Below are 24238 nucleotides of genomic sequence, written 5' to 3'. Positions count from 1 at the left end.
TTTCAATCCAAGGATTTGCGATGATACAATAAAGCTAGGACAAAATGCGATCGCAAGAGATAAAGCATGGTTCAAGCACCCATCGAACCCCAACTTTTCTATCCTGACTCCGACGGTAAACCCATGGCCGACAACACAGTTCAATATCGCTGGATTGTTCGCTTGGTTGCCAATCTCAGGTATTTATTTAAAGGGCAAACCGTCTTTGTTGCCGGAGATTTGCTCTGGTATCCCCAGCAGGTAACTGTCCCCCCCGCTCCCCGTCAAGCTCCCGATGCCATGGTAGTTTTCGGCCGTCCACCGGGTGAGCGCGGCAGCTATAAACAATGGGAAGAAGACAATATTGCCCCCCAGGTAGTGTTTGAAATCCTCTCTCCGAGCAATAGTGCCAGGGAAATGCTCAAAAAGCAGTCTTTCTATCGGGAGCATGGGGTATTAGAAATGTTTTTCTATGACCCAGACTCCCATGATTTCTGGGGATTGGTGCGGGCCAATCAGCAAGAGGATTTTTTCCCAGTAACGGCCTTGAATTTTCCTTGGACTTCCCCAATCCTAGGGATTCGGTTTGAGATGTTTGAAGAGGGTTTAGAGGTCTTTTATCCCAATGGGGAACGATTTAAAGACCCTGAAACCCTCTTTGAGGAACGCAACCAAGCACAACAAGAGCGCGACCGCGCTTTTGCCCGATTACGGGAATTGGGCATTGACCCGACACAGTTGTGACTATAATTAATCTTCAGCGGAGATACCGTCATCTTCCACCACCGCTTCGGTGATAGGAGAGGGGGGAATTTCCGTTAAGGGAGATAAATCGGCAGGGGGGGCTACCACGCGATCGAGTTTTAGGGTTAAATAACGAATAACCTCATCACTTAAACGCATGGCCCGTTCCATGGGGGCGACTTGTTTGCCGCTGGCCTGATAATTCATCTGCACATAGACACCATCATTGAGTTTTTTGATGGGATAGGCCAGACGTTTTTTACCCCACACCTTCACTTGAATGTCTGTGGCGCTGTGTTCGGTAATCAGAGTCCGATAACGTTCCACTTGTTGCTGAACGACTTCTTCCCCTAAATCGGGACGGAGAATGTAAAGAGTTTCGTAGTTATTGCTCATCTTAGAATCCTTATGGACTAGAAGGCTTCTTTGTCAAGACCGGAGGTTAATTGATTTTCATAACTCTCTAGCTTTTAATAAAGAAGCAAGGATATATGATCATACTACTATCCGAGAGTCGATCGCTAGTCATTCCCAGAAAAATATGGCGCAACGCTATGTACGAGTGAAACATCGTCAAGGACAAATCTTCTACGGACTGTTACAGCTAAACCGTAGCGTTGCCGTCTTTGATGCCCCTCCCTGGCAAGGAGGGCAACTAACCAAGCTAGAATTAGAACCTGATAGCTACCAACTATTAGCCCCCTGTTTCCCGTCGAAAATTATTGCCGTGGGCAAAAATTACCGCGCCCACGCCGCCGAGATGGGAACACCTGTACCAGAAGAACCGCTTTTATTTCTCAAGCCACCGACGACAATTATCGCCGACGGTGAAACGATTTTTTATCCGCCCCAATCGGAAAGAGTGGATTATGAGGGAGAATTAGCATTAATTATCGGAGAAACCGCCAAAAACTGCACCACAGCCCAAGCCAGAAGCAAAATCTGGGGTTATACCATTGCTAACGATGTCACCGCTAGGGATTTACAGAAAAAAGATAGCCAATGGACGCGGGCGAAAGGATTTGACAGTTTTTGTCCCCTCGGCCCCTGGATTGTCCGGGAATTGAGTATCGGGGCGCAATTAACCACTTTTCTCAATGATGGCAGCGAACCGAAACAAAGCAGTTATCTGAGTGATATGGTCTTTCCCCCCGATGTCTTGGTGGCTTATATCTCTCAAGTGATGACCCTGCTGCCGGGGGATGTGATTTTAACGGGAACTCCCGAAGGAATCGGACCGCTGCAGGTGGGGGATAAGGTTCGGGTGGAAATAGAAGGCATCGGGGTTTTAGAAAATAGCGTCATGGCAGCAGAAATCGATTAACGATAATTAACAATTCTGGCGAATACGGCGGGGTCTAGACTCGCCCCACCGACTAAAGCCCCGTTTATCTGCGATTGGGCCATAATTTCATCGATATTATCGGGTTTTACCGAACCACCGTACTGAATGGTTACTTCGGGATTGTCTAATTGTTGCCGAATCAAACCGATAACTCGATTAGCTTCCTCGCTTTCGCAGGTTTCCCCCGTGCCAATCGCCCAAATGGGTTCGTAGGCGATAACGAGGTTTTTTTGGTCAACATTGACTAAACCTGCTTGAATTTGCTTGATAATTACCTTTTCCGTTTCTCCGGCATCTCTTTGGGCTTTACTTTCTCCCACGCAGATAATCGGGATTAAACCTTGTTTTTGGGCAGATATGACCCTTAAATTGACGGTTTCATCGGTTTCGCCGAAATATTGACGGCGTTCACTGTGACCGATAACCACATAGTGAACCCCGATTTCGGTTAACATATCCGCCGAAATTTCCCCCGTATAAGCCCCCGATTTTTCCCAGTGGACATTTTGCGCCCCCAAGCGAATACGACCACCGTGGAGGGTTTTAGAGAGGACAGCTAAAGCTGTGAAAGGCGCGCAAAGAACTACTTCTCGGTCGTCGGGGGTTTCCTCTAGATGGGATTTAAAATCTTGCAAAAACTCCAAAGCTTCTCTCTGGGTTTTGTGCATTTTCCAGTTACCTGCAATAACAACTTTCGGCACAGCTTAATTAATTTAGTAGATTTGATAATTTATGGTACATTTTACTGTAAGCCTTTTTGTTACCCTAAGCAAGATCACCGATAATCGCTGTTTGTCGTGAACAGATTTCTTTAATACTTTTACCTGTACCTAGGGCTTGCTAAATAAATCTAAAAACTTTGTTGGATAAGGTTTTTAGACTTTTTTCCCCTCAAAAAGTGCCTACCATTGGAGTGATCGGGGGTAAAATCCCTGGACTTTTTCCCTGAAAATTAGGTAACTGACTACCTCAAAATCGGTAAAACCCTACACCCTACACCCCACACCCCACACCCTACCCCTACGAAAAACTTTTTGCCGCAAACCCTACCTATGCCCTAATCCCCTACCAAATCCTCATGCGAACCTTAGCGATCGGCGATATTCATGGTTGCTCGAAAGCTCTAGATCACTTACTAGAGATCGTCAACCCCAAACCGCAAGATACTTTAATCACCCTCGGTGATTACGTTAATAAGGGCAGAGACTCGAAAGGGGTGATCGATCGCCTGATTTCCCTACATAAACAGGGAAATTTGATTCCCCTCAAGGGTAATCACGAGATTATCATGCTGCAAGCCCGTAATAACCCCCTCAAACAGCGTCTCTGGTTAGAAAAAGGCGGTAAAGCCACCCTCAAATCCTATAGCGAAGGCCACCTGATTAAAATTCCCGAATCTCACTGGGATTTTTTAGGAAAAGTCTGTATAAATAGCTACGAAACTGCAAATCATTTATTTGTTCACGCTAGTCTCGATCCCCATCTACCCCTAGCCAGACAACCAGAATACAAACTCTTTTGGGAGAAATTTCAATATCCCGCCGCCCATAGTTCGGGAAAAACCATGATTTGCGGCCATACCAGCCAAAAAAGCGGGAAACCGATTAATCTCGGCCATGCCATTTGTATTGATACTTGGGCCTACGGCCAAGGCTGGTTAAGTTGTTTAGATGTGGAAACGGGGAAATTGTGGCAGGTTAACCAGCGAGGAAATTTTCGGATTAGCCATATTCAAGATTATTATCTTCCATCCTCTCTACGTCAGGACATTAAGGACGGTTCGCCGATTTTTGGCGGTTCACTCTTGTCGAGAGCGGCAGCAATAACATTTAAGGGCAAATAACTGGGGTAAACTCCCTCGCGAGCGCGTTCAATATCCGTTTCCTCTAGGGGAATTTGGTATTTAATCGCAATTGCCTTGAGGATATCGCCGCGATCGATCACTCCCGCTACGGCGGAGGCTGGTGTTAACACCGTGATCATCGGGTCCTGGATGGTTTCCAATTTCTGCACCACTGTCACTAAGGGGGTTTTTTCCTCAACACTGGGAATTTCCGTGAGGGGATGGGCAATATCAAGCAGTTGTTTTTCTGACCATAAACTCCGCTCGATCGCCTGTAAATCTTCCACCCGAATTAATCCCCGATAACGTCCCTCGGAAGCGGCAAAATAAGCAGTATTGGCAGCCGCTCGGTCTAAAACGTATTCTTGGGCGAATTCCTGTAGGGTTTGATGGGCGTTTAAAACCCGCAAATCTCTGCTCATCACCTCTCCCGCTGTAAAATTGAGGAGACTTTCCTGTAAATTAGTCAAATTATCGTAGGCGCTGGCATTTCTGAGGATAAACCAGCCCATTAATCCTAACCAGGCACCCCCCACATCTGCCGTCAAGAGAACCAAGAAAATCCCTAAAATAATCCCCAACCAACCGATGAATTGACCACTGATCGCAGCCCAATGTAAACCCTTCCAGCGATCGCCAGTCGCTTGCCAGACCATTGCTTTTAAAATTTGACCCCCATCGAGGGGTAAACCGGGGATAAGATTAAATAGAGCCAAAAACAGGTTAATTATCGCTAAATGTCCGCATATATAAGTTAAATTGGCGTTTAAATAGGGTAAGTGACTGGCTAGGGATAAGAGACAAAACAGGAGAAAACTAACGGCGGGTCCAGCGATCGCTACTTGCAGGGCCTCTGGAGGAGTCCGCGATTCTCGATCGATCGAAGCCATACCCCCAAAGAGAAACAGGGTAATGGAATTGACCTCGATGCCTTGGCAACGAGCCATTAAACTATGACCTAATTCGTGGAGTAAAACCGAGATAAACAGCAATAAAGCCATGATAAAACCAAGTAACCACGCTAAAACAGAACTCTGGGCGGCCAGAGACTGAATTTCTGCATCAGTGGCATTGATCAAGGTGACAAAAGCCAGAATCAAAAACCACGAGGAATCAATATAGAGAGGAATGCCCAATAAAGAGCCGATTCGCCAATTTGTAGGCATAATTTTCAGTGGGGGAAGTGGGGAAGTGGGGGAATGGGGAAGTGGGGAAGTGGGGAAGTGGGGAAGTGGGGAAGTGGGGAAGTGGGGAAGTGGGGAAGTGGGAAATGGGGAAATGGGGGAATAGGGGAATGGGGGAATAGGGAAATGGGGGAATTCAGCTAAAACCCGAAAACCCGAAAACCCGAAAACCCCAACACCCGAAAACCCGAAAACCCGAAAACCCTAACCCCTAACCCCTAACACCTGTCCCCTTTTAGGACATTTGGAAAATAAAAGTCATTTTGTCGCCTTTACCGAGGGAAATGCGATCGCCAGCCCGGAGACGATGACGATTGCCGGGGGGTAGGGGAGTGTGATTAACGTAGGTTCCGTTAGCGCTGCCGCTGTCTTCGAGGTAATAGAGGCCCGCTTCGACGCGGATATCGCCATGAACCCGGGAGACGATATCAGAATCGGGAAAACCGGAAACATCGATATCGGGGGGAATGCGATCGTTAGGTTTGCCGATATGAATTACCGATAGATGTAGGGGTAATTCAATTTTGCTATCGGTTTGCAGGTGCTGCAAACTAGCTATTTCCGTCTGTAAGCGGGTGGCAGCCCGAACCGGTGGAGGGGCAACAGGAGGAGGTGCGATCGAGGCGACGGTGGGTGTAGGGACTGGTGGGACGGGTTCAGGTTCCGATTCGGGTTGGGCTGCCACCATGGGAACGGAATTAGGCTGTAAATTGTAGCCACACTGACCGCAAAAGGTGGCATCAGTTTGGATGGTTGCCCCACAACTAGGACAGGAAGACATCCGCGGCAAGGGAGTGTAACAGGCCTCGCATTGACTGGCCTCATCGGGGTTAGTATGTTCGCAATTAGGACAAACGATCATTTTTAAGGAAAAAGTAAAAAGTAAAAAGTAAAAAAGCAGATTAGGGGTTGGGGTGTTAGGGTTTTGGGGTTTTGGGGTGTTGGGGTGTTAGGGTTTTCGGGGTGTCGGGGTGTTAGGGTTTTGGGGTTTTGGGGTGTTGGGGTGTTAGGGTTTTGGGGTTTTGGGGTGTTGGGGTTTTAGGGTGTTGGGGTGTTGGGGTTTTAGTTGAATTCCCCCATTTCCCTATTCCCCTGTTCCCCTATTCTCTAGACAAAAGAGGAACCAGCGGCCGCATCGAGCAACCAATATAATTCCCCGGCCGAGGGGTGGATGAGACGGGAAGGATAGGAGAAAGAGTCACCATAGGCAGAGAAAATCTCATGTAGAGCGGGGCGTTTACTTTCGCCGGCAGCGATAAAGATCACACAACGGGCCTGATTGATCAGGGGAACGGTAAAAGTTAAGCGGGGATTGCCGTCTTTCTCGCCGACGGTGATACAGCGATCGCTCACCGTTAAAGCTGCCGTGTGGGGAAAGAGAGAGGCGGTGTGACCATCATCGCCCATTCCCAATAAAATCAGGTCAAAAACGGGAAAATCGGGAGAATTGACCCCAAACCATTGGCGGAGATGATCATCGTATTTTTGGGCGGCCAGCTGGGGATCGGGGTCATCCGTGGGCACAGGATGAATATTAGCGGCTGGGATCGGTATGCGATCGAGCCATGCTAACCGGGCCATGCGTTGATTACTGTCAGGATGATCGGGACTAACGTAGCGCTCATCTCCCCAGAAAACGTGAATTTTTGACCAGTCGAGGGGTTGAGAGGATAAAGCTTCGTAGAGAGGTTTCGGGGTACTACCGCCGGACAGAGCGATGGTAAAATAGTCCTGTTGGTCGAGGCTGGTTGTGATTTTTTCCAGAACCAGCGCCAGAGATTTTGCGATCAGAGCTTGTTTATCAGCTAAAACTTCCACCAATTTCTGCATGGGTTTTGTTATCAACTCAGGGGGCTGTCTTTACTATAGGCTAACCATTCAGGACTCATCTGAGAGCTTGGGAAAATTTTATTCTTTGACAGCCTCTGTCTTAGGTAAGAGATACGGGGGGAAAACCTCGTCTGAGAGCTTGGGAAAATTTTATTAGACCTGCTGCAAAAGTAAGTTATCGAGGCACTATCGGGTTAAAATATCTAAAAAAATGGATAAATTTGACATAATATTAGGTTTTATCGATATTATAGTTGTCTATTGTCTTTTTTCTCCTCCTGACGACCGTCTCCTATCGACCGTCTCCTCGCCTAACGGCAGATTTTTGATTTTTGCAGGAGATCTATTCTTTAACAGGGATAAGTTTACCGATGCCATATTGAGGTAATATTTCTAGAGTCGATTCTCGAAAGGGGTTGACAAGCAGAACGATTTGACATAGGGTTTAGCGGGGGGTTGAGCGAGAGTTAATTAGAAATTGCAGTTTGTCAGAGTGCCTCTCGGCAAAATCCTTCTGGGAATCCCCAGCGAGAACTTTTAAACAGACTAGTCACTAACCCCGCCCTAAAAGGGACGGAGCTTGCCTAGACCAATTTAGGCGACGCAAGTAGAGACTACCGCATCGAGACACAATCTGGCACAGACTTCCGAATGCTTCCCTAGTTCGGATTCCCTCTCAGCTTTATTGGTAAAGCGTTGTTAGACAAGACATCTTGATTGTGTTGCGGAAAGGGACTTTAACTTTACTCTTAAGGATTATCTCCATGGCAAGAGTTCCTGTTATCTCAAAAGACGGAAAGTCGTTGATGCCCACTAAACCCAGTCGGGCCAGACGGTGGATTAAAGAAGGAAAAGCTATCGGTAAATTCAACGACTTAGGTATTTTCTATGTCCAGCTAATCGATGAACCTTCCGATAGTAAAACCCAACCGATTGCTATTGGTATTGACCCGGGTAAATTATTCTCTGGAATTGGCGTTCAATCCTCTCTTTTTACTCTTTGGAAGGCTCACTTAGAACTTCCTTTTAAACGAGTAAAAGAGCGCCTGGACAATAGACGGTTAATGCGAAGAGGACGTAGAAAAAGACGGATTAACCGCCAACTTTCTTTTAATCTAAGAGCGCATCGACAAAAACGATTCTCAAATAGAAAACAAGGAAAATTAGCTCCCTCAATCAGAGCTAATCGTCAACTTGAACTTCGCGTCGTTTCCGAACTAACCAAAATCTATCCAATTACTGACATTTACTTTGAGTATGTCAAAGCCGATGTTGATTTAACTTCCGGTAGAAAAGGAGCTAAGTCTGGAAAAGGTTTCTCGTCGGTTATGGTCGGACAGAAATGGGCAATTGAGCAACTGTCTCAATTGGCAACAGTCCATACTCGCTTTGGTTGGCAAACCTCTAATCTCAGAAAATATTTGGGACTAGAAAAGTCCAAAAATAAAGCAGAACAATCACCAGAAAGCCATGCTAACGATGGCATTGCTCTTGCCTGTTTTCAATTTTTAGATTATTGGCCATTCCACAATTATAATGGACATGGATATGATTGGAAGGGTTCTGTTAAAGTAACAAACGCTCCCTTTGCTGTCATCAAACGTCCTCCTATTAGTCGTCGTCAACTTCACCTGATGGTTTTTTCTAAAGGTGGTAAACGACGTAAATATGGTGGCTCTACCACAGGACATGGGTTCCGTAAAGGAGATTTAGTTTCTTCTCCCAAAGGAATTGGTTATGTCAGTGGAGATACCGAAAAACAGCTATCTGTAAGCGATACCAATGGTCAACGATTGGGACAGATAGCTGTTAGCAAGATTCAGTTAATCCGTCGTTCTAACGGTTTAATTGTTTCTCACTAACTTATATAAAGCCGCCCTCCGCTATCGCTAAAGGGCGGGGTTTCAGACCCATTTTTTCGATGAACAGCTTTACTTCTTTGTCCCTGAAATTAACGGGATTGGTTTTCATTATTTCCTTCCTTTTGGATGGGTTTATCCTGCCGCTGCCCTATCGATTCAGTCAATCCCAATGGCAGGTAGGGTTCGTCACCACCTTTGTCGATCGAGGAATTGTTCCTCTCCTGGGTATCGTTCTCGTTTTAATCGCTTACTGGATTGACGCTAACAATAGAGATGTCATTCCTAGAAAATCCCGCTTTGAATTGCGTTGGCCGATTTTTATTCTTTCCACACTGTTAGGCTTAGTTTTTCTGTTGATGATTCCTGTTCATATCAATAATATCAACCAGATTAAAAACAACGCTTTGACTCAAATTGAACAGGGTGTTGACCAAGGAGAGGGACAAATTCAGGCTTTCTTAGCCCAGTTAAATACTCTATCGCAAAATCCCCAACTATTAGAACAGCAGATATCTCAGAGAACTCAAGTGATTGAAACTGGTCGTTTCCAAGGACAACCGATCAACACGGAACAGTTACAGACCCTCCGCCAACAAAGAGAACAATTAACTAATTTACGGGATTTATCCAAAAAACCGAAGGAGTTTAAACAGCGATTAGATGAGATCAAAAATCAGCTACAAACTCAGCTGCAAGATCGACGAAAACAGGCAGAAAGCCAAGCTAACTTAGAGGCTTTGAAACAGTGGTTAAGAATTGGTATTCAAAGTATGTTGCTATCGATTTGCTATAGTTTGATCGGTTGGTTAGGCATTCGAGAACTAGGTAGTATGAAAAAACGCACTGCCTAAGCAGGGGATTTATCTTAATGATGAAGTATAAAGTTTTCGTTTTCGGGAGTCAGAATTCTCCGAGTCAGGAGACGAGCGCACACAAGAGCATACTTCATCCTTAGGATTAAATCTGTAACTACTTAAATATTCAGCCACAGGGCATCATTTGCTGATGCCCTTTTATTTATTAAACCTCTTGCATAATTAATTTTTGGTGGTTCAAAAACGTCCTATAAGCTGTTCGTAATTTAAATTGCTTGTTGAGACGAGGCAAGAGGCACTCTTGCAAAGGGCAACACCCCCCAACCCCCACGTCGGGTAGGGCTGTTTCATTCTCCCATCAGAATATCAAAAGTAAAAGCGATCACTGTCTTTGTAAAATGAGGAGTGACCGGCAACTTTTCAAATATATGTTGAGCTTAATAGAAAAACTGAAACAAGTCAAGGACTTTCGGAAAGATAAAGGAAAAAGACACCCTTTATGGATAGTATTAGTAGTAATAATACGGGGAACAATGCTAGGATACTCAGGTTATAGAGAGCTAGGAGAGTTTGCTAAAAATAATCGGCACAGGCTCAGTCAAGAATTTAACATAATTCCAGAAAGAGTCCCATCCTATTCAACAATTAGAAGGGTAATGATGGGAGTTGAATGGCAGATTTTGTTAAAAATGTTTAAGGAATGGGCATTACAAGAATATGGACAAAGAAGTGATATAAATTGGCTAGACATAGATGGAAAAAGTCTCAAAAACACTCTAAAGAATCCTAACAATGAACAAGAAAATTTTATTATGTTTGTCTCATTGTTTAGTCAAGAAAGTGGCTTGGTATTACACTTAAAAAGAATTGAAAACAAAAAAGGGTCTGAAATCGACGAAGGTCAAGCTATAATTGAGGATTGCACTCTTCAAAATAAAGTTTTTACTGGGGATGCTTTACACTGTCAGAAAAAAACAATCAGCTTAATAGCCAAGAGTAAAAATGACTATGTTATCACCGTTAAAGGAAATCAGAAAAATCTTTATAAGCGAATACAAGACCTGAGTAATTCCTCAAAGCCAGAAAGTTGTTTTCTTGAACAAGACAATAGTCATGGACGAAAAATATCCAGAAAAATAGAAGTTTTTAAAGTGAGGAAAAATGAAAGACAAGGGTTTGAAAATCTGCGCCGAATTATTAAAGTAGAAAGAAGGGGTAGTCGCGGGGATAAAACTTATGAAGAAACAGCTTACTATATCAGTAGCCTAACCGAATCCGCCCAAGTATTTGCTAAAATTATTCGAGGACATTGGAAAATAGAAAATCAGTTACATTGGGTAAAAGATGTAATTTTTGAGGAAGATAAAAGCGAGATAAGTGATTTTCAAGCGGCCAGCAATTGGTCAATTCTCACAACTATAGGATTGAATCTTTTCAGAGGTTTGGGTTTTCTCTCAATAACAGAGGGACAGAGGTGGTTAGCTGAACGTTGGGAAAAACTGATAGTTTTATCGACGTAAGAAGCAGAAAAATTAGCTAAATTAACAGGATGTACTCTCAGACAATTTGAAGAGAGATAGGCTTTTAGTGGCTTGGGAACAAGCTTTATCAATTTATTCATAATCAATATTGGCAGAGGATTAAAGATTAGTTATTGTCACTAACTCTTTTGATTAGAAAAAGATAAACTTGAGAATTTTCATTCAAATTTATTGACTCAAAATCCGCTGTACTTAATTTAAATGAATCAACCCTACCACGTCGGGGTAGGGCAAGGGGGGGAGATTCGGCTAATCTAAGAATAAGCGGTTTAAATACGTCTTAGCTTAATACTAAATCCTGTTTAAAAGGTATAGGAGAGCAGGGGAGAAGGGAGCGGGGAGCGGGGAGCGGGGGAGATGGGAGCGGGGAGAATAAATAAAAATAATCTCCTGAATTCTGACTACTGACTCCTGAATGCTGACTGCTGACTCCTAACCCCACCAACAAACTTTTTGCCGCAAACCCTAATTAGAGATTGTTCAGTACAAAGGCTCTAAAATGGCCATTGGACTGAAGACTTGTTTTTTCGGTCTTGTGGCTTTATCATGGGTACTGTGTGGTGTGTGTGATGTGAAGGAGTAAGATGACTGCTAATAGCCAACTTATCTCCGTCAAGGCTCTACAAGCTTTGATGAAGCGAGGGTTCAAACCTTCGGTCTCTGGTAGACGGCATCAAAAATCTTGGTTAATAGCTTTAGACGGCGATACCTCAAAACGATTATTCGATATCGTTTTCTCCCTATCGGTTCTAATTTTCTTTTCGCCGCTTTATTTAATCTTAGCCTTATTGATCGCGATTAGTTCCCCCGGTCCGGTCTTCTATGTGCAGAAGCGCGTCGGTCAAAACTTCCAGCATTTCAACTGTATTAAATTCCGTACTATGGTAATGGATGCGGATAAGGTATTAGAGAGACTGATGGAAGACTCTCCCCAACTGCGGGCGGAATTCGAGGATAATTTCAAGCTTAAGGACGATCCCCGTATAACTTGGATTGGCAAGTTTCTCCGCTTAACCAGTTTAGACGAGTTTCCCCAATTCTGGAACGTCCTGCGAGGAGATATGAGCGTCGTCGGTCCGCGGCCTTTAGTTCCCGAAGAATTGCAGAAATATGGCAATCGCATCGACAAAGTTTTAACTATTCGCCCCGGTTTGACTGGTTTATGGCAAGTTTCGGGACGTAATGACATACCCTATCCCCTGCGGGTGCAGATGGATGTGTATTACGTTAATTCGCGTAACTGGTTAACCGATATCTGGGTAATCTTCAGAACTATCGGTGTTGTGGTTTTTCCCAAAAATAACGGTGCTTACTAAAGCGGTGAATAGTAATTAAAAATTACTCACTGCTGTTTCAATGTAATTAATCGCTAGACTGGAGGAGAGAAGGGCAGAACTTGCTTTTTTCTCCTCTTTTTTTGAGAAATATTATGACAGTAATTAGGGGTTGCTGAATAAATCTAAAAACCTTGTTGGATAAGACTTTTGGACTTTTTTCCCCTCAAAAAGTACCAGATATGGGAGTGATCAGGGGTAAATTCAGGGACTTTTTCCCTGAAAATTAGGTAATTGACCCCCTCAAAATCGGTAAAACCCCACACCCCACACCCCACACCCTACACCCTGCCCCTAGGAAAAACTTTTTCAGCAGACCCTAACCTAATTTGGTATTGACGGACAGCTACCCAAAAGGAAAACTTCCTACAGGTTTGACAAATAGAATTAAATGCTTGATAATCTCGGTTTTTAGGCAAAGGGAGACAGATCTACCCTTATCCCTAGAGACATAAAAGTGCGATGTCAAGAAAGAATGGCAATCATACCAAACCGGGGACTTTGCGATAGATAGAAGCGATCGATCCCCGGAATCCTACAGTGGTGAATTCTACCGCATCCCCGGCTTCATAGATCTGTTCTTTCCAGATTCCCGAATCCTCGCGACGGTGACATTCAATTTTCATCTGGTTTTGATGGATAAGAATGTATTCTTTTAAGGTGGGACAGGTTTGATAATCGCTAAATTTATCACCCCTATCAAAGGATTCCGTAGATTTCGATAATACTTCAATAATCAGAACGGGATAGAGAATAAAATCATCGGTATTGTTAATCTCTCTCTCGTCACAAACCACCGCAATATCGGGATAATAATAACAATTTGCCTCCTCTAACCGGACTTTGATATCGGAAGTGAGAACAAGACAGGGACTATCATCGAGATGATTGCCTAAAACCTTGGCTAAATTGGCCGATAAAACGATATGCGGCTTTTTTGCCCCTACCATCGCATAAATCTGTCCTTTTCGGTACTCGTGCTTGATCGGACTGACTCTTTCCCCTTCTAGATACACTTCTGGAGAGACATAAAAAAAATTAGGATTCGTCACCATGGTCCTCATGCTCCCTATTCTCGAATAACTGAATTATAGCCTTTCGGAATCATTGCTCTTGGACTCAATCTCGCTAGACTGATAGATCAATGATTGTCACTTGTAATACTTATACTACAATTATGTGACAGAATAGAGATAACGACTCTCAAAGGGACGTTATTTAGGAATGAATCCCGAAAACGATTGATATCCATAGGTTTGCCAGAATGTCCAACGCTAAAAGTTACAAAGATACCGTTAATTTGCCCCAAACTGACTTTGATATGCGAGCAAATGCCAGTAAACGTGAGCCAGAAATCCAGAAATTCTGGCAAGATGAGCAAATATATGAGAAATTAGCGCAAAATAACCCCAAAGAATTATTTATTCTCCACGATGGACCACCCTACGCTAACGGGTCTCTGCATATCGGTCATGCTTTAAATAAAATTCTCAAAGACATTATCAATAAATATAAACTGCTGCAAGGCTACAAAGTGCGCTATGTGCCAGGTTGGGATTGTCACGGGTTGCCGATCGAACTGAAGGTTTTACAAAGTCTCAAAAGCTCGGAAAAAGAGGGTCTAACCCCTGTGAAATTACGTCAGAAAGCCCACGATTTTGCCCTTCAAACGCAAAAAGAACAGTGTGAAGGTTTCAAAAGGTATGGAGTCTGGGGAGACTGGGAAAATCCCTATTTAACCCTACAACCGGAATACGAGGCCGCTCAAATTGCCGTATTCGGAAAAATGGCCCTGAAAGGTTATATTTATCGGGGACTAAAACCGGTTCACTGGAGTCCTAGTTCTCAAACCGCTTTAGCTGAGGCAGAATTAGAATATCCCGAAGGTCACACTTCCCGCAGTGTCTATGTTGCTTTTCCGATTACGTCAGTTTCAACCCCGGTTTTAAGGCCATTTTTGCCTAATTTATCCGTCGCTATCTGGACGACTACTCCCTGGACTTTACCCGGGAATTTGGCCGTCGCATTGAACCCAGAATTAAACTATTCAGTGGTGGAAACTAGCGAGTCTAATTATCTAATTGTAGCGACGGATTTAGTCGAAAAATTGGCCGACACTTTTAACAGGACTTTGACGATTAAAGCAACGGTTAAAGGTCTGGAATTAGAACATACTAAATATCGTCATCCTTTGTTTGACAGAGAAAGTGCTATTCTCATCGGTGGGGATTATGTCACCACTGATTCTGGTACCGGATTAGTTCATACGGCCCCTGGCCATGGTCAGGAGGATTATATCGTCGGTCAACGTTACGGTTTACCGATACTTTCTCCCGTGGATGATAAGGGAAATTTCACCGCAGAAGCGGGACAATTTGCGGGTTTAAATGTCTTGAAAGATGCTAATGAAGCAATCATTTTAGCACTGACAGAAAAGGGTGCGTTACTTAAAGAAGAAGCATATCAGCATAAATATCCCTACGATTGGAGAACCAAAAAACCGACAATTTTCCGCGCAACGGAACAATGGTTTGCTTCCGTGGAAGGATTCCGGGAATTAGCTTTAGAAGCAATTGATTCGGTGCGTTGGATTCCTGCAACGGGTAAGAATCGTATCACTTCTATGGTTAGTGAAAGAAGCGATTGGTGTATCTCTCGTCAGCGCAGTTGGGGGGTTCCTATTCCTGTTTTTTATGACGAAGAAACGAATGAACCTCTGTTAACGGAGGAGACGATTAATCACGTTCAAGCTATCTTTGGGGTCAAGGGTTCTAATGCTTGGTGGGAGTTATCCGTAGAGGAATTGTTACCTCCCAGTTATCGCAATAATGGTCGCAGTTATCGCAAGGGAATGGATACTATGGATGTGTGGTTTGATTCTGGTTCTAGTTGGAATGCGGTGGCTAATGCTCGACCAGAATTAAGTTATCCTGCGGATATGTATCTAGAAGGATCGGATCAGCATCGGGGATGGTTTCAATCGAGTTTATTAACCAGTGTCGCTGCTAATGGTATTGCTCCCTATAAAACGGTGTTAACTCACGGTTTTGTTTTGGATGAACAGGGACGAAAAATGAGTAAATCTCTGGGGAATGTCATCGATCCCAATGTGATCATTAATGGTGGTAAAGACCAGAAAAAAGAACCCGCTTATGGGGTAGATGTGATTCGGTTATGGGTGTCCTCGGTGGACTATACCAATGATGTGAATATTGGTCAAAATATTCTCAAACAGTTGGTAGATATCCGTAATAAAATCCGTAATACTGCCAGGTTTTTACTGGGGAGTTTAAATGATTTTGATCCCGTTAAAGATGCGGTAGCTTATGAAGATCTACCGGAGATCGATCGCTATATGTTACATCGTATCTCGGAGGTGTTTACGGAAGTAACGGCAGCTTTTGAAAGTTTCCAATTTTTCCGCTTTTTCCAGACGGTACAGAATTTTTGTGTTGTCGATTTATCTAACTTTTATATCGACATCGCTAAGGATCGTTTATATATTTCTGATCCTAATTCTTTCCGTCGTCGCAGTTGTCAAACAGTCTATGCTATTGCCTTAGAAAATCTCGCTAAAGCGATCGCTCCTGTCCTGTCTCATCTAGCGGAAGATATCTGGCAATTTCTCCCCTACAAAACTCCTTATTTATCAGTATTTGAGTCAGGATGGCTAAACATCGATCCTGCTTGGAATAATCGCGAATTGGCCGATAAATGGGCGAAATTCCGGCAGCTACGCACCGAAGTTAATAAGGTGATGGAAACTGCCAGAAATGATAAAGCGATCGGTGCTTCTTTAGAGGCAAAAGTTTTACTTTATGTTCCCGATGAAAGCTTACAACAGGAGTTAGAATTATTCAACAATTGTGATAGTTTAACGGGGAATAAAGTTGATGAATTGCGTTATCTATTTCTCTCTTCCCAAGTGGAATTAGTTAGTGATATTAGCGCGATTCAAACCGCAGAATATAAAGGAGAATCGGACTTTGTTTCGGTGGGAATTGTCAAAGCAGAGGGCGAAAAATGCGATCGCTGTTGGAATTATTCCACTCAAGTGGGAAAATTTGCCGATGATCCCACTATTTGCGAGCGCTGTAATGCCGCTTTAAAAGGAGAGTTCTAAGCTAAATTAAAAGGGTGCTTTATTGTCTAATAAAGTACCCTTGTTTAATCCTCAGCTAAAAACTTATTCACAGGTATTGACTCTAGCGAATAGATAATTAGGGATGGAAGATTACCAATCAGCTTTTTTACAACGTCATCAAGATACAGAAATACTTTGTAAATCTAATAGGAAAATAGCTGCTATGCACTTTGGAGGTATTACGATCGAATGTTTGCTGAAATCTATGATCTTAGCTTCGGTATCCAGTCAAGAATGGAAAACTAAGTCCAATAACCCCGGACATACCATAACTAATCCGGGTCACAGTTTGACAGCTGCTCTAAAAAGTAATAATCGTCTCTATTCGAGAGTTCAAAATTATCCAGACGTGATAAAATGGATTAATATAGTAGAAAAACCGGTAGAAAATCCTAGTCAAAATTTTATAGATATGCGTTATTCCAGCAGTGAACCGAATGACGATAAATACAAAGAGTGGTTATCAGCTTATACAGGTCTGAAACAATGGCTTCAGAAACAAGCTACTCAACTTTAAGGAGATACTTATGTCAGAAACTTGGTTAAGATCACTGAAACAAAAATTAACAGATATATATGTTCAAAAAGAAGCACAAGAATGGGTTGATCTCAATGTATCTACTGCTGGACTTTTGAATATAACTATCGTCAGTGATAAGTTTGAAAATTTATCAACAACTCAGCGAAGAGAAGCAGTTACAAATGACATAGAACAACAGCATAAATTTTTAGGTTTTATATCTTTATATACTATTCAGGAGGCAGCCTCTCTCGATCTAAAAGCTCCACAACTTCTGGACGCAAAATCAATTCACACTTGGCAAGATTTAGCCTTGTGGTCAGCTAATCCACAAAATCAATCACCGTCTTCTCCCGAACTTTGTCTTCCTAGAACCGTAACTTTTTATTCTTTTAAAGGGGGAGTAGGTAGGACAACTGCTTTAATTCATGTTGCTTGGATTTTAGCGATGCGAGGTCGTAAAGTAGTAGCTGTTGACTTGGATTTAGAAGCACCGGGGTTAAGCACAGCTTTTCCCTTAAATCCCTTACCGGAATACGGAATTGTGGACTATTTTTATGAAAAATCCTATTTACCAGAAGGTGTAGAAGCAAAGATTAATATCACTAAAATATTTGGAGAAGTTAATATTCCCGATGCAACGGGAAGACTATTTATTGTTCCTGCGGGTTATTTGAGTCTTGATTACATTGCTAAAGTTGATGATCTGCGAGCAACAACAATTCTCGATAATGGGGAAACACTCTGGTCAACTTTTAGTCGAGAGATTCAAAATCAGTTAAAACCTGATCTTATCTTAGTAGATTCGTGTACTGGAATCAATGAATGGGGAGCTTTATCTTTACTACAGGCAGCCAACGAAGCAATTATTTTTTTATTTCCTAACGAACAAAATCAAAAAGGAATCGAGCTTCTTTTGCAATCTTTGACTTCTTTCGGCCGACTTTCGCTTAATTTTGTTTTTTCACCTGTTCCCGATTTAAGTGATACAGGAATAACTAAAGTTACTCATGCTTGGCAAATTTTACAAAAGGATATTGACAAAAATATAGATATAGATGAAACTACCGATCATGATTTAGATATAGATTCAGAAGACTATCTAATCATACCTTATATTCCCTCGATCGCTCTAGCAGACCGCTATCCTGTCACTGGATTACTGGATTATTATGCTCGCATTGCTAACTTAATCGATGAAGATACCAATTTTCAGTAGATAGCATCCGAGGGAACCTTGATTCCTTCTTAATTCTCGCTTTGGTCGTGCTTTGATGACATCCCAGCTGCCATTTGCCATTGAGATAAATTTCCCTCTTGACCAAGTTGATAGAGCAAGTTTCTTTGTTCTATGTTAAGATGTTGGTGGCTTCGTTTTTGGGTCTGATTTGTTGTTGTATTGATCAGACAGTACCTGATGATCCTTTGTCTGTCAACTCTTAAGGAGTCGTGCGTTTCATTTTTGAATTGGCAATATTAGGAGGGATAAAAATTATGGTTAATTATCTCAGTCAAGAAGAGAAATTACTAGCAGCCGAAGAAGAAAAGTATCTAGAGGAAGAAGATGATGTGGATTTTCCTCCTGCGGATATTATTGCTTACAATGAGCAGCGATCCTGCTCTGATCTAGTTAGAATGTATAAAAAAAAACAATTGGTTATCGATCCAGATTTTCAAAGAGATGTGGTGTGGAGTGAGGCACAACAAACTCGTTTTATTGATAGTTTAATGAAACAGTTACCGATTCCTAGTATGTGTATTAGTCTTGACTATAAGACAGATAAACGCTATATCATCGATGGATTACAACGAATTAGTACCATCGTCAAATTTTTAACTACTGAAGATTGGAGGCTATCAAAATTACCCGATGTAGATTCGTCTATTTCTGGAAGAACAGTTGAGGAAATAAAAACTCAGCATGAAGAATTATATGAACGCGTAGAAAATATGACTATTCCCATCACCATGATTCGCTATGACTCCAGCAAAAAAGCTCATAATAATTATATTTTTACCATTTTCCATCGCTTAAATACTGGTGGAGTAAAACTTAACAATCAGGAGATCAGAAATTGTATCTATAATGGCAAGTTTAATAGTTTTTTAAAAGAATGCGCTCAATATGAAAACTGGCTTTTGCTGATGGATCGAGAGCAGCAAAAAGCATCTCGATTTGGAGATGAAGAATTAGTGCTTCGTTTCTTTGCTTTTTATGATGAATACCAGAACTACAAGGGGAAATTGACCAGATTTTTAAATGATTATATGTATAAACATAGATTTGCTCACGCAGATTTTATTCAAGATAAAGATGAATTATTTAAGCAAACCGTTGACTTGATTTATGATAAAATCTTCAAAGAGGAACCTCTCAAAACCAGTAAAGTTATTGCTGAGGGAATTCTTTTAGGAGTTGCCAAGAATTTAGATACTTTAGTCAATCTCTCCAATGGTGAATTACAAGACAAGTATTCTAGATTAATAAAATCTGAACCATTTTTAACTGAAAATTTATCTAGTGGTATGTATCGAAAAGATAAGGCTTTAGAGAGAATTAATACATCTATCAAAATTTTTTCATCTACTGGTAATGATTACTAAAGATTATTTACTCAAGACGTTAAACTGGCTTGATCAACTCCATGATGACCCTACAGCTGATAATCAAAAAACTTCTTCTTATTCCAAACTAGCTCTTATAGAATTATGTGGCTGGATCGAGGAAACTATGGATGATATAGTTTTAAGATGTGCTAAACGATGCTTAAAGTCCGAAGCTAACAAAAAATTCATCGATAAGACTATTAGTGGTACTCATAGTTTTGAATATGAACCTTTTAGAAAAATGTTGATGATGGTTATTGGTTTAGCAACATTAGAAAAAATCGAAAAAAAGTTAGAAAAAACTGGTAAAATTAGTGCTTTAAAAGGTTATCTTGGTAATCTAAAAGATAGTCGCAATCGAGCGGCTCATACTCATACTAAAGGTACTTTGAGAACTTATGACGCTCCTTCTAAAACTAAACGTGATTTTGATAAAATATATGGTTTGTTAAAAGAGTTAGATGCAGAATTGCAACGTCATATGAATAATCAGGTCATCCGTACTGATAAAGCTCCAGCCCCTGTGGGTCCCTATAATCAAGCGATCGCCGCTCCTGGTCCTTTTCTCTTTGTTGCGGGACAAATTCCCCTAGATCCCGTCACGGGTGAAATCGTCTCCAGGGAAATTAGCACCCAAACCGAACAAGTTATGGCCAATCTAGAGGGCATTTTAACCGCTGCTGGGGCTAATTGGTCAAATGTGGTGAAAACCACCGTCTTTCTCTCGGATTTAGCCAATTTCGGGGCGATGAATCAAGTTTATGCCCGTTATTTCCCCCCGGAAACTGCCCCGGCCCGGGCCTGTGTGGAGGTGGCCCGTCTTCCCAAAGATGTGCTAGTGGAAATAGAATGTATTGCCGCTTTAGCCTAAAAATTAAGGTGGGCAATGCCCACCCTAACCTAATCTTTCTCTAGACTACTAAAGCTTCTAGAATCGTCTTATTGTAGATAATTCGCCCTACAGTAGTACGCACATACTGAGAAATTATCTCACCATCTTTCTCGCGGGTTTTGCGCTCCCGATAATATTTCCAGATGCTGCCATCGGGGAGAGTTTCCGTTTCCAGGACTTCCTCATCGGGTTTATTGGTTTTCACCTTTTCTCCGACCGGTAAACGCAACCACACAGAAGCGTGCAGATCCACCAATCCCTGATCAAAAGCGCGAATAGCGTCATCCATGCTGGCGAAATAACGGCCCCCACCCTTTTGGGCCTTGGGATTTTCGGCCGTGAGATAATAACAACCCAAAACCATATCCTGAGAAGGGGCAACAATCGGGCGACCGGTCGCCGGTGAGAGAATATTATGACAGGCCAACATCAATAAGCGCGCTTCCGATTGTGCCTCCAGGGAGAGGGGAATATGTACGGCCATTTGGTCCCCGTCAAAGTCAGCATTAAAAGCGGGACAGACGAGGGGATGTAACTGAATCGCCCGGCCCTCCACTAAGATCGGTTCAAACGCTTGAATGCCCAAACGGTGCAGGGTAGGGGCGCGGTTTAACATCACCGGGTGTCCCGTGATCACTTCATCCAAGACGTGCCAAACATTGGCATCCCCCCGTTGGATCATTTTCTTGGCTGCCTTGATATTATTGACGATGCCTAATTTAATTAAACGATGGATAACGAAGGGTTGGAACAATTCGATCGCCATTTCCCTGGGTAAACCGCATTGATAGATCTTCAATTTCGGACCGACAACGATAACCGAACGTCCCGAATAGTCAACCCGTTTACCGAGGAGATTTTGACGGAAACGCCCCTGTTTACCCTCGATAATATCCGATAAAGACTTCAGGGCGCGATTATTGGCCCCCACCACCGTGCGACCGCGACGACCGTTATCAATTAAAGCATCGACGGCCTCCTGTAACATCCGTTTTTCGTTGCGGACGATAATTTCCGGGGCGAGAATTTCTTGCAGACGGGATAAACGGTTATTGCGGTTAATCACCCGACGGTAGAGATCGTTCAGGTCAGAGGTGGCAAAACGGCCGCCGTCCAACTGCACCATGGGGCGTAAATCGGGTGGAATCACGGGAATTACGCTTAAAACCATCCATTCTGCCTGAGAACCCGTGGCGATAAAGTTATCGATTACCCGGAGACGTTTAATTAATTTTGCCCGTTTTTGCCCTTTACTTTCGACAATTTCCGTCCGCAGTCTTTCCGCTTCTTCTTCCAGGTTAATTTCCTGTAAGAGTCTTTGGATAGCCTCGGCCCCGATACCCACTTCAATACCGACTAATTCCGAATCCTCCGCGTAGATTTCTTCTTCGATCTCTAACCATTGATCTTCGCTGAGGAGTTGTTTATAACTAAGATTGCCGGCATTACCCGGATCGAGAACCACATAGGCATTAAAATAGACGATCTGCTCCACGTCCCGCAGGGGCATATCGAGCAGGATACTGAGATAACTGGGAATACCTTTAAGATACCAAACGTGGGTGACGGGGGCGGCTAATTTGATAAAACCCATGCGATGACGACGTACCCGCGACTCGGTGACTTCCACCCCGCAACGTTCACAGACAATTCCCCGGTGACGGACGCGCTTGTATTTACCGCACCAACATTCCCAGTCTTTGGAGGGGCCAAAAATTTTCTCGCAGAATAACCCATCCATTTCCGGTTTAAGAGTCCGATAGTTGATCGTTTCTGGTTTGGTTACTTCTCCGACGACTTGACCGTTAGGTAGGGTTCTTTCTCCCCATTGCCGAATTCTCTCGGGGGACGCTAAACCGATTTTGACGTAATCAAATCTTTGATCTGTTGGAGTCTTCATTCTGAATTTTTTACTATGGGTAATGATCTGGGTTGACAACTATTGGGCAGAAACGACAGTTAACTCAGTCACTTTTTCTTCGGGTCAAACTGGCCCGACCGAGTCCGGGACATTACATTATACAATTTTTCTAGTTCGATCGACCATTAAGTGATATTTTCCCAGATGGTGATGCTGCCGTCGGCCGCCGCCGCCGCTAGGTGGCAATAATCGGGGCTGAGAACTAAACTGGAAATTGGCGACGATCGCCCATTGGTGGCGCTGAGAGTTGCGATCGCCTGTTGATAATTGGCTAACCAGATTTTAACCTCTCCGTCGGTTCCCCCCGTCAATAACCATTGACCCTCCCCTCCGAATACCAAGCTTGTCACCTGACCATTATGGGCATTGATCACCCGAATTGGCGCAAAATGACCGCTTTTCTCTCGATCGTATTGCCAGATTTTCACCGTACCATCCACACAACCGGCGGCAATAATCTGACCATCGGCAGCGATCGCAAGACTCTGCACCGAAGAAATGTTACCTGATAAGACGGCGATTTTTTCTCCCGATCCCAATTGCCAGAGGGTGACAGTGCCATCACCTCCAGCTGCGGCGATAAAATCTTGATTAGGAGCCACTGCTAGGGCATAAATTGCCCCCAGACTGTCATAGGAACTAAATTCTTCGGTTTCCTGCTCTAAATTCCACTGTTTTAGGGTTTGATCGTAACTACCACTAACCAAAAAATGCCAACGGGGGGCAAAATCCAGGCCGTGAATCGAACCGAGATGACCGAGGAAAATTTGATTTAATTCCAGATTACTGGCATCGCTGGCTAAAGTCCATAATTTAACGGTTTGATCGAATCCTCCCGTTGCTAGATGATAATCGCCGTTTCCGGTGACTGCTAGGGCTAAAATGCCCTGATCATGAGCTTCCACCGTATTAATCAGGGTTCCTCTCGCAAAATCCCAGATTTTTAGGGTACGATCCCAACTAACGCTAATTAAAAACCGTTGATCCTCGGTAATTGCGATCGCCGTGATCATTTCCCGATGGGCGGTCAGACGGCGATAATAGTGCCAATGGGGTATATCGACGGGGGGGGAAGTGGGAGTTAAATTAAGGGCGGGTAGGGTGATTTGTGGCTCATTTTCCGCTTTTGTGGCGGGAATATCCGCCGATTCTTCGTTAATCGGCAAAATCTCTCTGTGTAAGCGACCGTAGGATTTTTCCAGATGTTCGATGCGTTCCAGCAGCGCGTTACGGTTGATGTATTGAATAATTTGATTGTAGGACTGTTCGAGGGCGAGAATATTCTCCTCTAATTCTGCGATGGCACTGGCGTTATCCCTGGCCACTGCGGGACTCAGGGACTGTATTTGGGCCGATAAAGCTTCTTTTTCTTCTTCCCACTGATCCTGTAAATGACCAGTCATCTCAGTTAAGCGTTGACGTTGCAGGGTTCTTTCTCGGAGACGATTGAGAATATTCAACCCGAAAGTCACTACCAGGAGGAACAAAGGCAAAAACCCCGCACCCATGGCGATAAGGGTAAGCAGGGTTAATCCTAGGGCGATATATTCCGCTAATTCTAGCCAATGGGGGCGATGGTCGGTCATTTTGCAGTTACCGGTAAAGGGATTTTGATCATCTCCTGATTTCAGACTCATGGTAACGCTAATTGCTGCCTTGGGATTGACTAAAATTAAT

General features: G+C 43.3%; 21 protein-coding genes and 1 pseudogene. 13 read left to right on the top strand and 9 right to left on the bottom strand.

All coding sequences use genetic code 11. The features are described from left to right. The first annotated feature begins 66 nt into the window (after positions 1-66). A complete protein-coding gene (locus MAE_RS04985) occupies positions 67-723 on the top strand; it encodes a Uma2 family endonuclease (RefSeq protein WP_012264601.1) in 657 nt (218 codons plus the stop codon). 6 nt (positions 724-729) lie between these two features. Here MAE_RS04985 and rpsF read toward each other — a convergent pair whose 3' ends face one another. Further along, positions 730-1119: a 30S ribosomal protein S6 gene (gene rpsF / locus MAE_RS04980; RefSeq protein ID WP_004163403.1), complete on the bottom strand. Its 390-nt coding sequence runs from the start codon at positions 1117-1119 to the stop codon at positions 730-732. Between the two features lie 145 nt (positions 1120-1264). Here rpsF and MAE_RS04975 point away from each other — a divergent pair, with 145 nt between their 5' ends. After that, positions 1265-2047: a fumarylacetoacetate hydrolase family protein gene (locus tag MAE_RS04975; RefSeq protein WP_012264600.1), complete on the top strand. Its 783-nt coding sequence runs from the start codon at positions 1265-1267 to the stop codon at positions 2045-2047. On the opposite strand, the gene tpiA is transcribed toward MAE_RS04975, so the two are convergent. Then, positions 2044-2769, bottom strand: coding sequence for a triose-phosphate isomerase (gene tpiA, locus MAE_RS04970; protein WP_080506938.1), 726 nt, complete (start codon positions 2767-2769; stop codon positions 2044-2046). The genes MAE_RS04975 and tpiA overlap by 4 nt on opposite strands. 377 nt (positions 2770-3146) lie before the next feature. Here tpiA and MAE_RS04965 point away from each other — a divergent pair, with 377 nt between their 5' ends. Further along, positions 3147-3911: a metallophosphoesterase family protein gene (locus MAE_RS04965; protein WP_004163405.1), complete on the top strand. Its 765-nt coding sequence runs from the start codon at positions 3147-3149 to the stop codon at positions 3909-3911. Here MAE_RS04965 and MAE_RS04960 read toward each other — a convergent pair. Beyond that, positions 3830-5077, bottom strand: coding sequence for a site-2 protease family protein (locus tag MAE_RS04960; protein WP_012264598.1), 1248 nt, complete (start codon positions 5075-5077; stop codon positions 3830-3832). The two genes, MAE_RS04965 and MAE_RS04960, sit on opposite strands and share 82 nt — an antisense overlap. On the opposite strand from MAE_RS04960, the gene MAE_RS33720 reads away from it, so the two are divergent. Beyond that, on the top strand, positions 5040-5201 hold the full coding sequence (locus tag MAE_RS33720; RefSeq protein WP_162467756.1) for a hypothetical protein: 162 nt from the start codon (positions 5040-5042) through the stop codon (positions 5199-5201). The genes MAE_RS04960 and MAE_RS33720 overlap by 38 nt on opposite strands. Before the next feature lie 129 nt (positions 5202-5330). On the opposite strand, the gene MAE_RS04955 is transcribed toward MAE_RS33720, so the two are convergent. Both MAE_RS04955 and pgl read right to left on the bottom strand, forming a co-directional pair. Further along, on the bottom strand, positions 5331-5957 hold the full coding sequence (locus MAE_RS04955; RefSeq protein ID WP_004163407.1) for an FHA domain-containing protein: 627 nt from the start codon (positions 5955-5957) through the stop codon (positions 5331-5333). Positions 5958-6202: 245 nt separating this feature from the next. Further along, complete coding sequence (pgl, locus tag MAE_RS04950) at positions 6203-6925, bottom strand: 6-phosphogluconolactonase (RefSeq protein WP_012264597.1); 723 nt, start codon at positions 6923-6925, stop codon at positions 6203-6205. A gap of 764 nt (positions 6926-7689) precedes the next feature. Between pgl and MAE_RS04945 the strand changes: the two genes are divergently transcribed. The 4 genes from MAE_RS04945 to MAE_RS04930 all read left to right on the top strand — a co-directional run bounded on the left by MAE_RS04945 (position 7690) and on the right by MAE_RS04930 (position 12459). Further along, positions 7690-8787 (top strand): RRXRR domain-containing protein, encoded by a 1098-nt coding sequence (locus tag MAE_RS04945; protein WP_041804547.1) that lies wholly within the window; start codon positions 7690-7692, stop codon positions 8785-8787. A 59-nt stretch (positions 8788-8846) separates the two neighbouring features. Continuing rightward, positions 8847-9638 carry an HpsJ family protein gene (locus MAE_RS04940; RefSeq protein ID WP_012264594.1) on the top strand — a complete coding sequence of 264 codons (792 nt, stop codon included), beginning with the start codon at positions 8847-8849 and terminating at the stop codon, positions 9636-9638. Between the two features lie 392 nt (positions 9639-10030). Further along, on the top strand, positions 10031-11122 hold the full coding sequence (locus MAE_RS04935; RefSeq protein WP_012264593.1) for an ISAs1 family transposase: 1092 nt from the start codon (positions 10031-10033) through the stop codon (positions 11120-11122). 605 nt (positions 11123-11727) lie between these two features. Continuing rightward, a complete protein-coding gene (locus MAE_RS04930; protein WP_002760967.1) occupies positions 11728-12459 on the top strand; it encodes a sugar transferase in 732 nt (243 codons plus the stop codon). A 500-nt stretch (positions 12460-12959) separates the two neighbouring features. Here the strand turns inward: MAE_RS04930 and MAE_RS04925 are convergent, their stop codons facing one another. After that, on the bottom strand, positions 12960-13532 hold the full coding sequence (locus MAE_RS04925) for a Uma2 family endonuclease (RefSeq protein ID WP_012264590.1): 573 nt from the start codon (positions 13530-13532) through the stop codon (positions 12960-12962). Between the two features lie 209 nt (positions 13533-13741). Between MAE_RS04925 and ileS the strand changes: the two genes are divergently transcribed. The 3 genes from ileS to MAE_RS04910 all read left to right on the top strand — a co-directional run bounded on the left by ileS (position 13742) and on the right by MAE_RS04910 (position 18360). Next, complete coding sequence (ileS, locus tag MAE_RS04920) at positions 13742-16600, top strand: isoleucine--tRNA ligase (protein WP_012264589.1); 2859 nt, start codon at positions 13742-13744, stop codon at positions 16598-16600. A 103-nt stretch (positions 16601-16703) separates the two neighbouring features. After that, the gene (locus tag MAE_RS04915; RefSeq protein WP_012264588.1) at positions 16704-17138 is read left to right on the top strand and encodes a hypothetical protein; all 435 of its coding nucleotides are present in this window, start codon (positions 16704-16706) and stop codon (positions 17136-17138) included. A gap of 10 nt (positions 17139-17148) precedes the next feature. Beyond that, positions 17149-18360 (top strand): ParA family protein, encoded by a 1212-nt coding sequence (locus MAE_RS04910; RefSeq protein ID WP_012264587.1) that lies wholly within the window; start codon positions 17149-17151, stop codon positions 18358-18360. Here the strand turns inward: MAE_RS04910 and MAE_RS31625 are convergent. After that, a pseudogene (locus MAE_RS31625) lies at positions 18358-18545 on the bottom strand (hypothetical protein); the annotation flags it as partial. The gene MAE_RS04910 and the pseudogene MAE_RS31625 sit on opposite strands and share 3 nt — an antisense overlap. A gap of 90 nt (positions 18546-18635) precedes the next feature. Here MAE_RS31625 and MAE_RS04905 point away from each other — a divergent pair. Both MAE_RS04905 and MAE_RS36330 read left to right on the top strand, forming a co-directional pair. Beyond that, positions 18636-19745: a DUF262 domain-containing protein gene (locus MAE_RS04905; protein ID WP_012264586.1), complete on the top strand. Its 1110-nt coding sequence runs from the start codon at positions 18636-18638 to the stop codon at positions 19743-19745. A 484-nt stretch (positions 19746-20229) separates the two neighbouring features. Next, positions 20230-20619: a RidA family protein gene (locus tag MAE_RS36330; protein ID WP_041804545.1), complete on the top strand. Its 390-nt coding sequence runs from the start codon at positions 20230-20232 to the stop codon at positions 20617-20619. A 40-nt stretch (positions 20620-20659) separates the two neighbouring features. On the opposite strand, the gene MAE_RS04895 is transcribed toward MAE_RS36330, so the two are convergent. Further along, the gene (locus MAE_RS04895) at positions 20660-22540 is read right to left on the bottom strand and encodes a DNA-directed RNA polymerase subunit gamma (RefSeq protein ID WP_004163413.1); all 1881 of its coding nucleotides are present in this window, start codon (positions 22538-22540) and stop codon (positions 20660-20662) included. 146 nt (positions 22541-22686) lie between these two features. Continuing rightward, positions 22687-24198 carry a WD40 repeat domain-containing protein gene (locus tag MAE_RS04890; protein WP_041803821.1) on the bottom strand — a complete coding sequence of 504 codons (1512 nt, stop codon included), beginning with the start codon at positions 24196-24198 and terminating at the stop codon, positions 22687-22689. Between the last annotated feature and the right edge of the window lie 40 nt (positions 24199-24238).

This window comes from Microcystis aeruginosa NIES-843, assembly GCF_000010625.1.
Classification (GTDB): Bacteria; Cyanobacteriota; Cyanobacteriia; order Cyanobacteriales; family Microcystaceae; genus Microcystis; species Microcystis aeruginosa.
The sequence above is the reverse complement of the archived record's forward strand: the minus strand, read 5'-3'. Positions and strand labels throughout refer to the sequence as shown.